The organism is Atlantibacter sp. MEI4A-1023 (assembly GCF_056155425.1).
In genome coordinates, this window is record NZ_CM149568.1 from 175,197 (window position 1) to 188,583 (window position 13,387).

15 protein-coding genes are annotated in these 13,387 nt (G+C 55.4%); 9 read left to right on the forward strand and 6 right to left on the reverse strand.

Translation table 11 applies throughout. The features are described from left to right. Positions 1-266: 266 nt before the first annotated feature. From dppA to ACVV26_RS00880, 8 genes are all read left to right on the forward strand, one after another. Entirely contained in the window at positions 267-1,871 is a 1,605-nt protein-coding gene (gene dppA / locus ACVV26_RS00845; RefSeq protein WP_474799579.1) for a dipeptide ABC transporter periplasmic-binding protein DppA, read from the forward strand. A gap of 114 nt (positions 1,872-1,985) precedes the next feature. Next, complete coding sequence (dppB, locus tag ACVV26_RS00850; protein ID WP_125292718.1) at positions 1,986-3,005, forward strand: dipeptide ABC transporter permease DppB; 1,020 nt, start codon at positions 1,986-1,988, stop codon at positions 3,003-3,005. Between the two features lie 9 nt (positions 3,006-3,014). Beyond that, on the forward strand, positions 3,015-3,917 hold the full coding sequence (gene dppC, locus ACVV26_RS00855; protein ID WP_474799580.1) for a dipeptide ABC transporter permease DppC: 903 nt from the start codon (positions 3,015-3,017) through the stop codon (positions 3,915-3,917). A gap of 11 nt (positions 3,918-3,928) precedes the next feature. Beyond that, on the forward strand, positions 3,929-4,921 hold the full coding sequence (gene dppD / locus ACVV26_RS00860; protein WP_151602793.1) for a dipeptide ABC transporter ATP-binding protein: 993 nt from the start codon (positions 3,929-3,931) through the stop codon (positions 4,919-4,921). Next, positions 4,908-5,918: a dipeptide ABC transporter ATP-binding subunit DppF gene (gene dppF / locus ACVV26_RS00865; RefSeq protein ID WP_474799582.1), complete on the forward strand. Its 1,011-nt coding sequence runs from the start codon at positions 4,908-4,910 to the stop codon at positions 5,916-5,918. Before dppD ends, dppF begins: the two co-directional genes overlap by 14 nt. Positions 5,919-6,307: 389 nt before the next feature. Next, the gene (locus ACVV26_RS00870) at positions 6,308-6,439 is read left to right on the forward strand and encodes a helix-turn-helix domain-containing protein (RefSeq protein WP_474799583.1); all 132 of its coding nucleotides are present in this window, start codon (positions 6,308-6,310) and stop codon (positions 6,437-6,439) included. Further along, entirely contained in the window at positions 6,424-6,735 is a 312-nt protein-coding gene (locus ACVV26_RS00875; protein ID WP_474799584.1) for a HipA N-terminal domain-containing protein, read from the forward strand. Before ACVV26_RS00870 ends, ACVV26_RS00875 begins: the two co-directional genes overlap by 16 nt. Then, on the forward strand, positions 6,735-7,769 hold the full coding sequence (locus ACVV26_RS00880; RefSeq protein WP_474799585.1) for a type II toxin-antitoxin system HipA family toxin: 1,035 nt from the start codon (positions 6,735-6,737) through the stop codon (positions 7,767-7,769). Before ACVV26_RS00875 ends, ACVV26_RS00880 begins: the two co-directional genes overlap by 1 nt. 47 nt (positions 7,770-7,816) lie before the next feature. On the opposite strand, the gene ACVV26_RS00885 is transcribed toward ACVV26_RS00880, so the two are convergent. Next, complete coding sequence (locus tag ACVV26_RS00885) at positions 7,817-8,008, reverse strand: toxin-antitoxin system HicB family antitoxin (protein WP_474799586.1); 192 nt, start codon at positions 8,006-8,008, stop codon at positions 7,817-7,819. Positions 8,009-8,141: 133 nt separating this feature from the next. Between ACVV26_RS00885 and ACVV26_RS00890 the strand changes: the two genes are divergently transcribed. Then, entirely contained in the window at positions 8,142-8,672 is a 531-nt protein-coding gene (locus ACVV26_RS00890) for a hypothetical protein (protein WP_474799587.1), read from the forward strand. A gap of 93 nt (positions 8,673-8,765) precedes the next feature. Here ACVV26_RS00890 and vapC read toward each other — a convergent pair whose 3' ends face one another. The 5 genes from vapC to pgaB form a co-directional block, all read right to left on the reverse strand. Then, entirely contained in the window at positions 8,766-9,170 is a 405-nt protein-coding gene (gene vapC / locus ACVV26_RS00895; RefSeq protein WP_474799588.1) for a type II toxin-antitoxin system tRNA(fMet)-specific endonuclease VapC, read from the reverse strand. Beyond that, positions 9,170-9,400 (reverse strand): type II toxin-antitoxin system VapB family antitoxin, encoded by a 231-nt coding sequence (vapB, locus tag ACVV26_RS00900; protein WP_312983077.1) that lies wholly within the window; start codon positions 9,398-9,400, stop codon positions 9,170-9,172. The genes vapC and vapB overlap by 1 nt, the downstream gene beginning before the upstream one ends. A 142-nt stretch (positions 9,401-9,542) precedes the next feature. Continuing rightward, positions 9,543-10,043, reverse strand: coding sequence for a poly-beta-1,6-N-acetyl-D-glucosamine biosynthesis protein PgaD (gene pgaD, locus ACVV26_RS00905; RefSeq protein WP_474799589.1), 501 nt, complete (start codon positions 10,041-10,043; stop codon positions 9,543-9,545). 2 nt (positions 10,044-10,045) lie between these two features. After that, entirely contained in the window at positions 10,046-11,374 is a 1,329-nt protein-coding gene (gene pgaC, locus ACVV26_RS00910) for a poly-beta-1,6-N-acetyl-D-glucosamine synthase (protein ID WP_312983074.1), read from the reverse strand. Beyond that, positions 11,367-13,385, reverse strand: a complete 2,019-nt coding sequence (pgaB, locus tag ACVV26_RS00915; protein WP_474799590.1) for a poly-beta-1,6-N-acetyl-D-glucosamine N-deacetylase PgaB — start codon at positions 13,383-13,385, stop codon at positions 11,367-11,369. Before pgaB ends, pgaC begins: the two co-directional genes overlap by 8 nt. Positions 13,386-13,387 lie beyond the last annotated feature (2 nt).

The following is a 13,387-nucleotide window of genomic DNA, read 5'->3' on the forward strand; positions in this document are numbered from 1 at the left end:
TGAGGGGCACTTTATGGACGATCTGTACTGCAACTCAGACATTCAAATGAAAGGATTCCCCATCCTCACATTGCCCTTCGGGCAGATTCCGTTAAGACCGGTAAAAAACAAAAAAAGGTCTGACGGTAATTACTCAACGTATTTCGGTTTACAGCTACGGTAACGCAGCCACACCCGGAGTTTTTCCCGGTGCCTACGCGTCCCCGAAGATGAGTAAAACGAACCAGGGCGAGTAAACACAACACAAATCACATTGGAGCAGAATAATGAGTATTTCCTTGAAGAAGTCAGGGATGCTGAAATTTGGTCTTAGCCTGGTGGCGATGACTGTCGCAGCAAGTGTACAAGCGAAAACCCTGGTTTATTGTTCAGAAGGTTCCCCGGAAGGTTTCAACCCGCAGCTGTTCACGTCTGGCACCACCTATGACGCCAGCTCCGTGCCAATCTACAACCGTCTGGTTGAGTTCAAAACCGGTACTACCGAAGTGATCCCAGGCCTGGCTGAGAAGTGGGAAGTCAGCGAAGACGGCAAAACCTACACGTTCCACCTGCGTGAAGGCGTGAAGTGGCAGGACAGCAAAGAATTCAAACCGACGCGCGACTTTAACGCCGACGACGTGGTGTTCTCTTTCGATCGTCAGAAAAACGAGCAGAACCCGTACCATAAAGTGTCTGGCGGCAGCTATGAATACTTCGAAGGCATGGGCCTCCCGGCGCTGATTTCTGAAGTGAAAAAAGTCGACGACAAAACCGTTCAGTTCGTGCTGACTCGCCCGGAAGCGCCGTTCCTGGCTGACCTGGCGATGGACTTCGCGTCGATCCTCTCTAAAGAATACGCTGACAACATGCTGAAAGCCGGTACGCCGGAGAAAGTCGACCTGAACCCAATCGGCACCGGTCCTTTCCAACTGCAGCAGTACCAGAAAGACTCTCGTATTCTGTACAAAGCGTTTGAAGGTTACTGGGGCACCAAACCGCAGATCGACCGCCTGGTATTCTCCATTACCCCGGACGCCTCCGTGCGTTACGCCAAACTGCAGAAAAACGAATGCCAGGTGATGCCGTATCCGAATCCGGCAGACATCGCGCGCATGAAGCAGGACAAAAACATCAACCTGATGGAGCAGGCCGGTCTGAACGTGGGCTACCTGTCCTTCAACACCGAGAAGAAACCGTTTGATGACGTGAAAGTGCGTCAGGCGCTGACTTACGCGGTGAACAAAGAGGCGATCATCAAAGCGGTTTACCAGGGCGCCGGCGTTGCGGCTAAAAACCTGATCCCGCCGACCATGTGGGGCTACAACGACGACGTTAAGGACTACACCTACGACGTTGAGAAAGCCAAAGCGCTGCTGAAAGAAGCCGGTCAGGAAGGCTTTACCGTTGAGCTATGGGCGATGCCGGTACAGCGTCCGTACAACCCGAACGCACGCCGTATGGCGGAGATGATTCAGGCTGACTGGGCGAAAATCGGCGTTCAGGCCAAGATCGTGACCTACGAGTGGGGCGAGTATCTGAAGCGCGCCAAAGCGGGCGAGCACCAGGCCGTCATGATGGGCTGGACCGGCGACAATGGGGACCCGGATAACTTCTTCGCGACGCTGTTCAGCTGCGACGCAGCAAAAGACGGTTCTAACTACTCTCGCTGGTGCTACAAGCCGTTTGAAGATCTGATCCAACCGGCGCGTGCTGCGGAAGACCACAACAAGCGTATCGAACTGTACAAACAAGCTCAGGTAGTGATGCATGACCAGGCTCCGGCGCTGATCATCGCTCACTCCACCGTTTACGAGCCTGTGCGTAAAGAAGTTAAAGGCTATGTGGTTGATCCATTAGGCAAGCATCACTTCGAAAACGTTTCTGTCGAATAATAAAAGTTAAAAGAGCTTTTATTCCCACTCCCCGCCAGGGGAGTGGGTGAAAGATTTGTGAGCAATACAATCCTGACGCGGCAACGCGCCGGGAGATTACTGAGAATTCGGGATATGCTGCAGTTCATCCTTCGACGCCTGGGGTTGGTTATTCCCACCTTTATAGGCATCACCCTACTCACCTTCGCATTCGTCCATATGATCCCTGGTGACCCGGTCATGATTATGGCTGGCGAACGCGGGCTCTCTCCGGAACGTCACGCTGAAATGTTGGCGGCGCTCGGCCTTGATAAGCCGCTGTGGCAGCAGTACGTCAATTACATCTGGGGCGTGATGCACGGTGATTTAGGCATTTCGTTAAAAAGCCGTCTCCCGGTTTGGGACGAATTCGTTCCTCGCTTCCAGGCTACGCTGGAACTCGGGGTTTGCGCCATGATTTTCGCCGTTGCGGTGGGTATTCCGGTTGGGGTACTGGCAGCGGTAAAACGCGGCTCCATCTTCGATCACACCGCCGTTGGCCTGGCGCTGACTGGCTACTCCATGCCGATTTTCTGGTGGGGCATGATGCTGATCATGCTGGTCTCGGTGCAATGGAACCTGACGCCGGTTTCCGGGCGGGTGAGCGACATGGTGTTCCTTGACGACGCCAATCCATTGACCGGTTTTATGCTGATCGACACCGCGATTTGGGGCGAAGAGGGCAACTTTATCGATGCGCTGGCCCATATGATTTTACCGGCCATCGTGCTCGGCACCATTCCGCTGGCGGTGATTGTGCGTATGACGCGCTCCTCAATGCTGGAAGTGCTGGGTGAAGATTACATCCGCACCGCGCGCGCCAAGGGCCTGACCCGTATGCGCGTTATCATCGTCCACGCCCTGCGTAACGCGATGCTGCCGGTGGTGACGGTAATCGGTTTGCAGGTCGGCACGCTGCTGGCGGGGGCGATCCTCACCGAAACCATCTTCTCCTGGCCTGGCCTGGGGCGCTGGCTGATTGACGCGCTGCAACGCCGTGATTATCCGGTAGTGCAGGGCGGTGTACTGCTGGTGGCGACCATGATTATCCTGGTCAACCTGCTGGTCGATTTGCTGTACGGCGTGGTGAACCCGCGTATTCGTCATAAGAAATAAGGGGCCATCATGACGCAAATGACAGAAAACAAGGTGGTGGCCGCACCGGTGCCAATGACGCCGATGCAGGAGTTCTGGCACTACTTTAAACGCAACAAAGGCGCGGTAGTGGGGCTGGTGTACGTGGTGGTGGTGCTTTTTATCGCCGTGTTCGCCAACTTTATCGCACCCTATAACCCGGCTGACCAGTTCCGCGACGCGCTACTGGCACCGCCTGCCTGGCAGGATGGCGGCAGCCTGGCGCATCTGCTGGGTACGGACGACGTGGGCCGCGATGTGCTGTCGCGCCTGATGTACGGCGCGCGCCTGTCGCTGTTGGTGGGCTGCCTGGTGGTGGTACTGTCGCTGGTGATGGGCATCGTGCTCGGCCTGATTGCCGGTTACTTCGGCGGTATCGTCGATAACATCATCATGCGCGTGGTCGATATCATGCTGGCGCTGCCCAGCCTGCTGTTGGCGCTGGTGCTAGTGGCGATTTTCGGCCCGTCGATCGGTAACGCCGCGCTGGCGCTCACCTTCGTGGCGCTGCCGCACTACGTGCGCTTAACTCGCGCGGCGGTGCTGGTGGAAGTGAACCGCGATTACGTGACCGCTTCCCGCGTAGCGGGCGCAGGTGCGATGCGCCAGATGTTCATCAACATTTTCCCTAACTGCCTCGCGCCGCTGATTGTTCAGGCATCGCTGGGCTTCTCTAACGCCATTCTCGATATGGCCGCCCTTGGCTTCCTCGGCATGGGTGCGCAACCGCCAACACCGGAGTGGGGCACCATGCTCTCCGACGTGTTGCAGTTCGCACAAAGTGCCTGGTGGGTAGTGACCTTCCCGGGTCTGGCTATCCTGCTGACGGTGCTGGCATTTAACCTGATGGGTGACGGCCTGCGTGATGCGCTCGATCCCAAACTCAAGCAGTAAAGAGGCACGAGATGGCGTTATTGAATGTAGATAAATTATCGGTGCACTTCGGCGACGAAGGCACCCCGTTCCGTGCCGTTGACCGTGTCAGCTACAGCGTGGAGCAAGGTCAGGTGGTGGGTATCGTCGGCGAATCCGGTTCCGGTAAATCGGTAAGCTCGCTGGCGATTATGGGGCTGATTGATTATCCGGGCCGCGTGATGGCGGATAACCTGGAGTTCAACGGCCAGGATTTGAAACGCATTTCAGAAAGAGAGCGCCGTAACCTGGTGGGCTCAGAAGTGGCGATGATTTTCCAGGACCCCATGACCAGCCTGAACCCCTGTTACACCGTGGGTTTCCAGATCATGGAAGCCATCAAGGTGCACCAGGGCGGCAACAAAAAAACCCGCCGTCAGCGGGCGATTGATTTGCTTAACCAGGTGGGCATTCCCGATCCGGCCTCGCGTCTGGACGTGTATCCGCACCAGTTATCAGGCGGGATGAGCCAGCGCGTGATGATCGCCATGGCGATTGCCTGCCGGCCAAAACTGCTGATTGCCGATGAACCGACCACGGCGCTGGATGTGACCATCCAGGCGCAGATCATCGAGCTGCTGCTGGAGCTGCAACAGCGCGAGAACATGGCGCTGATCCTGATCACCCATGACCTGGCGCTGGTGGCGGAAGCGGCCCATAAAATCATCGTGATGTACGCGGGACAGGTGGTAGAAGCGGGCGACTCGCGGGATATTTTCCGCGCGCCGCGCCATCCGTACACCCAGGCGCTGCTGCGCGCGCTGCCGGAGTTTGCCCAGGATAAAGCGCGTCTGGCGTCGTTGCCGGGCGTGGTTCCGGGTAAATACGACCGCCCGAACGGCTGCCTGCTGAACCCGCGTTGCCCCTACGCCACCGACAAATGCCGTAGCGTAGAACCCGATTTGAACACCGTCGACAACGGTCGTCAGTCGAAATGCCACTACCCACTCGATGATGCCGGGAGGCCTAACTATGAGTACGCTTGAGGCCACCACGCAACCGTTGTTGCAGGCTATAGATTTAAAGAAACACTACCCGGTGAAAAAAGGCATGTTTGCCCCGGAGCGGCTGGTAAAAGCGCTGGACGGCGTGTCATTCAGCCTGGAGCGCGGCAAAACCCTGGCGGTGGTGGGCGAATCCGGTTGTGGGAAATCCACGCTGGGCCGTCTGCTGACCATGATCGAAACGCCTTCCGGCGGCGAGCTCTATTATCAGGGCCAGGATCTGCTTAAGCACGATCCGCAGGCGCAAAAGCTGCGCCGCCAGAAAATCCAGATCGTGTTCCAGAACCCGTATGGATCGCTCAACCCGCGTAAAAAAGTGGGCCAGATCCTCGAAGAGCCGCTGCTGATCAACACCGATCTCAGCAAGGACGCGCGCCGCGAGAAAGCGCTGGCAATGATGGCGAAAGTCGGCCTGAAAACCGAACATTACGACCGCTATCCGCATATGTTCTCCGGCGGGCAGCGCCAGCGTATCGCTATCGCCCGTGGGCTGATGCTCGATCCGGACGTGGTGATCGCCGACGAACCGGTTTCCGCGCTGGACGTGTCGGTACGCGCCCAGGTGCTGAACCTGATGATGGATTTGCAGCAGGATTTGGGGTTGTCCTATGTATTTATTTCCCACGATCTCTCGGTGGTAGAGCACATTGCCGATGAAGTGATGGTGATGTACCTGGGCCGCTGCGTGGAGAAAGGCACGAAGGATGAGATTTTTAACAATCCGCGTCATCCGTACACCCAGGCGCTGCTTTCTGCCACGCCGCGCCTGAACCCGGACGACCGACGCGAGCGCATCAAACTCACCGGCGAGCTGCCAAGCCCGCTCAACCCGCCGCCGGGCTGCGCGTTTAACGCCCGCTGCCGCCGCCGCTTCGGCCCCTGCACCCAATTGCAGCCGCAGTTGAAGTCTTATGGCGGGCAGTTAGTCGCCTGCTTCGCAGTGGACCAGGATGAGAACGGGGAAAAACCGCTGCCGTAAGGTAACGGAGCGTGAACGAACCGGGGCTATTGCTCCGGTTTTTTTATAGGCGCATATGCTTATAAGAAACCTTCAATGGGTCATATATAAACTTTTTATTGTTTTTCGAAATAAAATAGACTTTATGTGACCAGAACACTTTTTTACGTTCCTTATTTGAGCTGTAAATTATTTATTGTCCTCATAAGGCTCATTTATGAACGAAAACACCCTTGCCTCTGTCACCTGGAAACTGCAAGCGCTGAGCGAAGAGCTTAATCATAATTCGTCAAAACCTGCTAAATCATGATGCTGCTGCACCGTCGGGTAGCGCGCAAGCAATTGAAACTCCCGCTGAGCTTGGTACTTTACTCAATGACCGACGTAAACAGCTGGGCATCGATCTGGCCATGCTTGAGCTGCAAACGGGCGTATCGGTCTCAACCCTCAAACGGCTGTTTAAAGATCCTGAACAGGTCAAATTCGGCACCGTTCTGGCCGTCGCCCGAACGCTGGGGGTGAAACTATGCACCGCCGTGTAACCGTGTTGCTGTATGGCGAACCGGTTGGCGAACTGGTGCAGGAAGCAAGCGGTTTTCGCTTTACCTATCGCGATAACTATCAGGGGCCGCCGCTGTCACTGAGTCTGCCGGTCAGTCAGCGCACCTTTCACTGCGCCACGCTGCACCCTTTTTTTGTCTCACTGGCTCCGGAAGGCTGGCTCAGGAATCGCTATAGCCAGCTTCAACAGCGGGATGAAAAAGATCTGCTCGGGATGCTTATTGATAACGGTAAAAACCTGATTGGCGCGGTGCAACTCAGGGCTGAGGAGGCGTAATGACAAACTGTCGAATCTCTCTGACGCTGTTGCATCCACGCGATGAGGCGACGGGTTATTCCTCGCGTGGTTTAAAACAGCTCACCGGCAATGGGAGAACTGACCCGCAATTACCTTTCTCCCGCAGCGAATTTATTGCTGAGCTACCCAGGACGCAGGCGGGCATGAGTATTTCCGGCTATCAGCCCAAATTACAGTTCGTACAGCAAAACGGCGCATTTAACGTGGTAGATCATCAGGGCGACTATATTCTCAAGCCCTCTCCGGCGGAGTTTCCTTTCCTGGCGGAAAACGAACACGCCACTATGACGTTAATGTCGCGCCTGGGGTTTGCCGTGCCACCGCACGGGTTGGTACGTTTTGCTAACACCCAGCCTGGCGATGCAGATGAATACGCCTTTATCGTGCGCCGCTTCGACCGGGACGCCCAGGGAAAAGCATTGCATCAGGAGCAACTGGACGCTGCGATGAACGTGGGCGAAAAGTACGGCAAAATTCGCGAAGACGGCAAGCAGTATGTGAGTTATCAACAACTGGCCGAGTTCCTGCTTGCTCACGTTAATGACAACCTGGCGTTTAAAATCGACCTGTTCCGGCGCATTGCTTACGCTTACCTGCTGGGCAACAACGATATACACTTGCGTAACTTTGGGCTGATCCTGCCGGTCGCGGGCGCTCCTGAACTGGCTCCGGTTTATGATTTTGTCAGCGTTGCGCCTTATCCGGCCGCGTTTAACAGCGGGTTTTTAGCATTGCCGCTTCTGCGCTGCGAAGAAGGGGAACGGGATCGGGCTCCGGGCATGAAAACCCACTACGGCGAATATCTCGGCAAAGATTTTTTACTGCTGGGCGAGGCGATGGGGCTGGCGCGTGCCGTGGTGTTACGTCTGTTTGCGCAGATGCAGAAAGAGGCGGTGACGGTTGAGAAGGTTTATCGCGCGTCGTTTATGCCTGAAAGCGATGTGGCGTTGGTATTGCAGTGCTATCGGCATCGGCTCCATCGGCTGACGAATGTGGATGAGGTGGAGCTGTGAAAACTCATTGCTCTACAACGTTGCCAGGCAAAAATCTGATAACTGTCTTACCCCTTCGGCTCAATTCCTTTCTGCCGTAACGCCTCACGCGCCAGGTTTTTGAACCAGTTCGCCAGACTTACGCCTTGTACTGCGGCCTCGGCGTCGAGTTGCTCACGCAATGCCGGGTCAATACGCATTTTGAATTGTGGGGCCTGTCCCCCAATTGTCGATTTTTTATCTCTTTTGATAATTGACAAGAGGCCACCTACGGAATAGTTTAGCTTTCATTGGTGGCCACTTTAACATAGCGAAACCACCATAAACAACGCCCCGGAGTGCTTGGAACCACTACCGAGGCGTATAACCACAATCGTTATACGGAGTAACGCTATGGCTAACGCTAATAGTACCACATTCGCTCGTCCTGAAATCACGCTCCCCGAGTCAGATACCGACTCTGCGATCCCGCTTCTGCTTTCTGCGCCACTGGGTAACAGCCTGGATTTATTCGAATTACTCGACCGCTGCCGTCACCTTGCCGACGCGCTGATTGAAAGCGACAACCACACCGAGCGCATGGCGCTGTGCGGGCGGTTACTCGCCGGGCTGGAAGTGTTAAGAAGCGCGTTAGACGCGACATTGCCACTGCATCTTATCGACAGGCTAACCATCGATGCGGCAACGCCAGGTGATTATCGCGGCCCATTCTCAACGGATTCCGAAACACTGCGGGAGTACTGCGCGGCGCTCGCTCTGCTGTTATTACAACATCAGCAGACGGCGCAACAGGAGGCGTCGATTACCGGGTTGTTATCTGAATTAGTCTCGGTGCTGGTCACGGATCTTAAAGCGCCGCGCTTTGTGCAGACTGAAGCCGGGTTGGTGATGATTGGCGGTGAAGGCGGAAAGGGCGTTCATTAACCACGATTCATTTTCGAAATTTGCCGCGTTCTGGCAGTAATGTACGCCACTGATGGTACATTACTGTCAGTTAATCTTTTAATAAATAAAAGATTATTGCACTGACCAGTCTTCTATCCTTAACCCTGGCACACGATCGAATTCGCGCCGATTATTCGTCACTACAATCAATCCTTGAGAACGAGCATGGCCTGCTATCATGTAGTCATAAGCGCCAATTGTTGAGCCTCTTCGCTCTAATTCCGCTCTGATTTGGCCCGTATGATTAGCCGCCCCGGCGTCGTAAGGCAGTACCACCAGACGAGCGGTAAAACCTTCAATTGCGTGTAGGTTTCTCTCAACCTGTAGTGATTTTTCCGCTCCCACAATCAGTTCCATCAACGTCACTGAACTGATGCACATTTGCCCGTCATGCCGATTGAAAGCATCACGGACAGTCTGTGGTTTGTTTTTCATTGTAAAAATACAAATATTGGTATCAAGGAGATACTTAAGCATTAAAAATCTTCTCTGCTTTGCGCTGCCGGTTGTTCCCTGTCGGACATAAAGTCATCGCTGACACCTTCGCCATCGAACCAGCTATCCCACCGTTCTCCTGCGGGCGTGATGATACGGGTACGGCCCACTGCGACAATCTCGACATGCTTAACGTCTTCCGGTAACGAAACGGCTTTTGGCAAGCGAACCGCCTGACTGCGGTTGCTTTTGAATACAGTCGTTTTTCCCATGATGGCCTCCGGTATGTGTACGTCATTTAATCTAAAAGAATAAAAGGCTCATGGGATATGTCAATGGGATATACATTTTATTGCGGCCATGATTCCAGACAAAAACGCCAGCGTATCGCTGGCGTTCTTCTTTACCGTCCCCCTATAACGTCGCCGGTGTCCTCTGGCGCAGCGGCGGGGGCATCATTTGCAACTTTAGCGGCGGAGCAGGCAGCAGGTTATCGTTAATACCCTGCTTAATGTCCACATAAGAAATGCCGCCTGTGGAGTTGTGGTAAACCGTCAGTACCCGCGCTTTATTCAGTTCGGTGACCAGTTCCGGCGTAATATGAAAGCTGACCGCCAGTTCTTTGGCCGCCAGCGCCGGGCGGCGTTTGCGGCGTTCCACGCGAAAGCGCAGCTGGTTATATTTGGCCCACAGGATCAGCACCAGTCCGTTAATCAGCGCAATGAGAAAATAGAGCGCCAGGGTGACCAGCGTGGATTCAAACGGGCGCGGCCCCATAAACGCGTTTTCTGACAGCGCCTTGACCAGCCCCAAATAAATCAGATAAGCGAACCCCAGCCAGGCACCCGCGGTCATAACAAGATCGATAAATTTCGGCAGCTTGCGCTGTTCGGTGAAAATTAATGGATGTTCCATCGTTATATTCTCCCAATACCACGGTCAGGACTCACCCAACGCGCGCGGGCGCGCTGGCGTTTCAACATGACTTTCGGGAAGGCGACGAGGGTAGTGAACAGGCTCAGCATCCAGTACACCACCGGGAACCAAATCACCCAGAACAGCGAGCCGGCGATGCCTTTTTCATAACGGCGCTCAATCAACAGGCTGACCAGGAATTGCACTAAACACACCACGCCCAGCATCAGGCCGGTAAACGCCGGTGGGAACAGGCTGTGGATCTGTAAATCCTCCGGCATCGGCACAAGGTAACCCAGCACAAACAGCACCACGCTCATGGCGTAGGCAAAGGCCCAGGTGGTGGACAGCGTAAACTCCCAGTACAGCGGCCACATGCGGCGATATTCCCAGGCGGCCAGGCGGCGCATATTCACCAGGAAGACTTCCGCGCCGCCCTGCGCCCAGCGCAGGCGCTGTTTCCACAGACCCTTTAACGTCTCCGGCATCAAAATCCAGCACAGCGCGCGCGGTTCGAAGAATATCGACCAGTGGCGCAGCTGCAATTTCCAGCTGATATCAATGTCTTCGGTGATCATATCCGGGCTCCAGTAGCCTACCTCCGCCAGCGCGCTGCGGCGGAACGCGGCGATCACGCCAGAGACGGTAAACACCTGCCCGTAAATGCGCTGGGTACGTTTAATCAGCCCGATGATGGAGGAGAATTCTCCCACCTGAACGCGGCCAATCAGCGTGGAGCGGGTACGGATGCGCGGGTTACCGGTTACCGCGCCGACGCGCGGGAACTGCAACAGCGGCGCGACCAGATAGGCGGCGGTGTCGCGGTCCAGCAGGGCATCACCGTCGATACACACCAGGAAATCGCTACGCGCGGCAGCGGCCCCGGTTTTCAGTGCCACCGCTTTCCCCTGGTTTTCTGCCAGATGGATAACGCGCAGGCGCGGATACTCCGCAGCCAGCATATCGAGCACCTCGGCGGTGTTATCGGAAGAGCCGTCGTTAATGGCGATCACTTCAATGTTTTCATAGCGCTGCGCCATGGCAGCTTGCACCGTTTCCCGCGCGTTCAGCCCCTCGTTGTAACAGGGGATCAGAATGGAAATCAGCGGATTGCCCTCCAGCACGGGCGGAGGCACCTCTTTGCCCCACGGCCATTTGCGCTCGCGGTAGAACCAGAAGTAAATCCCGCCGGTTATCCAGATGGCGGACATAAACAGCGGCCAGAAGAACACGAAGTTCAGCATCATTTCGCCGGTAAAGATCACCGCCACGCCGAGCGGGATGCTGAATACCAGGCAAAGAACGAGAAAAGCTATTAAACGATCAATCATTTTTCGGATACCAGAAAGATGAGAATGCCGGTCTGACCTGGGACATCTCAGGCTTATCATTAATGAAATCATCAGGGTAGTAACCAAAATGTCTGGCGCCGCTCATCTGGAGCTGCTTCATCCATTCGGCCAACTGCGCACCGCTGATTTCCGAGTGATTGTCATCCTTGTTCCAGTCCCTGGCTTGAAGTTCGAAGACCGTCTTATTCAGGGCATTCGGGTCTTTCGCTACGGTTCGTACCAGCTTATCCAGCCAGGCATTACTCTCTTGCAAAGGTACGCCTTCCATAAGCGGCATCGCCATTGGCGCGGTCCAGTCGTAAGTCGAGAGGAAATCGTTGAGGTTTTGCGCGAACCAGGCTTCGCTTTCCGGTTCGAGGATCGGCATCGCATAGATGTTGCGCGAGGTTTTCACATACGGGCCGCGAATATCCCGCACCGCCTGGGCCAGGGAGCGGGTATAGTCAATCAGGTAGCGGCTCTTGTAGCGCGTCCAGCGCTGGAACGTCTCCGGATTGCTGCGAATATCGCTGATAGTGCCGTTAAAACCGGCGGCGTGGTACGCGTTCATCGCCACCGGGCTGGCGTCTTCAAAATCCGTCAGCATGGCGTCGTCATGGAACAGGATGCCGCGGAACGAGGCATAGCGCGCCAGATCCTGGTAAAGCTGGGTGATTTGCTGGCGGCCTTCCTGGCTCCACGGCGAGATCCGCTGATAGTGCTGTTTGCCCCTTTCTACCCGATTGGTTTTCGGGTTCCAGGCCTCAACGCGAGGGATCGACTTCTCTAAATCTACTGCCAGCACCGGCATCCACGCATACACGACGACCCCAGTTCGGGTTTGTAGCTGCCACGACATATAGTTAAACAGATCTTCACGCACCGGCAGGATGCTGTTATTGAAGTACACCGATCTCACGGTGCCATCGCCCGTTGGGTCGGCGAAGGCCTGCAAATAGACATGGGTGATTTTCATGTCGTACACGCGCTGGATCAGCTTATCGATATTGCGTTTCTGCTGCGCCGGATTTTTGTCGTACACGTAATCAAGATCGATGTGCATTACGCGCTTCGGCCAGACTTCCTGCACCTGATTCAGGGTATTGGCGAATTCGCGGATATTCGGGTTATCGGAAATCAGTATGCGCGGAATACTGCTGAGATCGTTAGCGTTCGCCAGGCCATCCTGCAACGTGAACGCCATCTGGTAACCGTGTTTTTTGGCGATAGCCAGCGAAGTGCCGTTGGAGGCACCGTATGGCCAAACCCAGGCGCGTGGCGCTTTGCCGGTGACTTCGGTGATTTTATCGGTTATGCGCACCACGTCGCTTTCGATACGTTGGGTGAACTGCTCGTCGGTTTCATATTTACCGGTATTTTTGTCATACAACCGGTTAGCAACGGCGGGCAGTTGGCTTCCCTGCGGGTTGGCCTGGCTACCGTAGTGCGAGTTCCAGGTATGGGAGCCGATTTCCACCAGGTGCGATTTACTCAGTTCCCGCACCATATCCCAGGTGGCGAACTTATTGCGCGCTGTCATTAAGCCGCCGAAATTCACCTTTTGGTTCGGCGGCGCGTCGACCCAGCTTCCCACCGGGGCCCACAGCGCAGGGAATTTATAGGCCTGCAACAGCGGCCAGACGCGGTCATAGAAACTGCGGTAACCGTCATCGAAGGTCAGTAATACGGCTTTGGCAGGTAACGGACGGACGCCGTTATGGGCATCAAGAATTTGCTGAACGCTAACCGGGTGATAGCCGTGGTCGCGCAACCAGGCCATCTGATCGTTCAGGGCGCTGGTACGCACCGACAGATAACGCTGATCGGCAGCGTTATCTTCCACGTCATGGTAACCGAGTACTAAAAAGCTGTTTTGCGGCCAGGGGCGGTTGGCTTCCAGCTGCGGACGCTGCTCCGGCGGCAGGAAACGGGGCTTTTGTGCGTTACCGCAGGCGGTGATCAGCAACCAGGACGCCACCAACAGTGCGATACGGAACACTTGTTTCAGCATGA

Bases quoted from the DNA above. Each gene is read 5' to 3' on its own strand.
- dppA (WP_474799579.1), top strand. From the start codon at position 267: ATGAGTATTTCCTTGAAGAAGTCAGGGATGCTGAAATTTGGTCTTAGC.
- dppB (WP_125292718.1), top strand. From the start codon at position 1,986: ATGCTGCAGTTCATCCTTCGACGCCTGGGGTTGGTTATTCCCACCTTT.
- dppC (WP_474799580.1), top strand. From the start codon at position 3,015: ATGACGCAAATGACAGAAAACAAGGTGGTGGCCGCACCGGTGCCAATG.
- dppD (WP_151602793.1), top strand. From the start codon at position 3,929: ATGGCGTTATTGAATGTAGATAAATTATCGGTGCACTTCGGCGACGAA.
- dppF (WP_474799582.1), top strand. From the start codon at position 4,908: ATGAGTACGCTTGAGGCCACCACGCAACCGTTGTTGCAGGCTATAGAT.
- ACVV26_RS00870 (WP_474799583.1), top strand. From the start codon at position 6,308: ATGCTTGAGCTGCAAACGGGCGTATCGGTCTCAACCCTCAAACGGCTG.
- ACVV26_RS00875 (WP_474799584.1), top strand. From the start codon at position 6,424: ATGCACCGCCGTGTAACCGTGTTGCTGTATGGCGAACCGGTTGGCGAA.
- ACVV26_RS00880 (WP_474799585.1), top strand. From the start codon at position 6,735: ATGACAAACTGTCGAATCTCTCTGACGCTGTTGCATCCACGCGATGAG.
- ACVV26_RS00890 (WP_474799587.1), top strand. From the start codon at position 8,142: ATGGCTAACGCTAATAGTACCACATTCGCTCGTCCTGAAATCACGCTC.
- vapC (WP_474799588.1), bottom strand. From the start codon at position 9,170: ATGCTTAAGTATCTCCTTGATACCAATATTTGTATTTTTACAATGAAA.
- vapB (WP_312983077.1), bottom strand. From the start codon at position 9,400: ATGGGAAAAACGACTGTATTCAAAAGCAACCGCAGTCAGGCGGTTCGC.
- pgaD (WP_474799589.1), bottom strand. From the start codon at position 10,043: ATGGAACATCCATTAATTTTCACCGAACAGCGCAAGCTGCCGAAATTT.
- pgaC (WP_312983074.1), bottom strand. From the start codon at position 11,374: ATGATTGATCGTTTAATAGCTTTTCTCGTTCTTTGCCTGGTATTCAGC.
- pgaB (WP_474799590.1), bottom strand. From the start codon at position 13,385: ATGCTGAAACAAGTGTTCCGTATCGCACTGTTGGTGGCGTCCTGGTTG.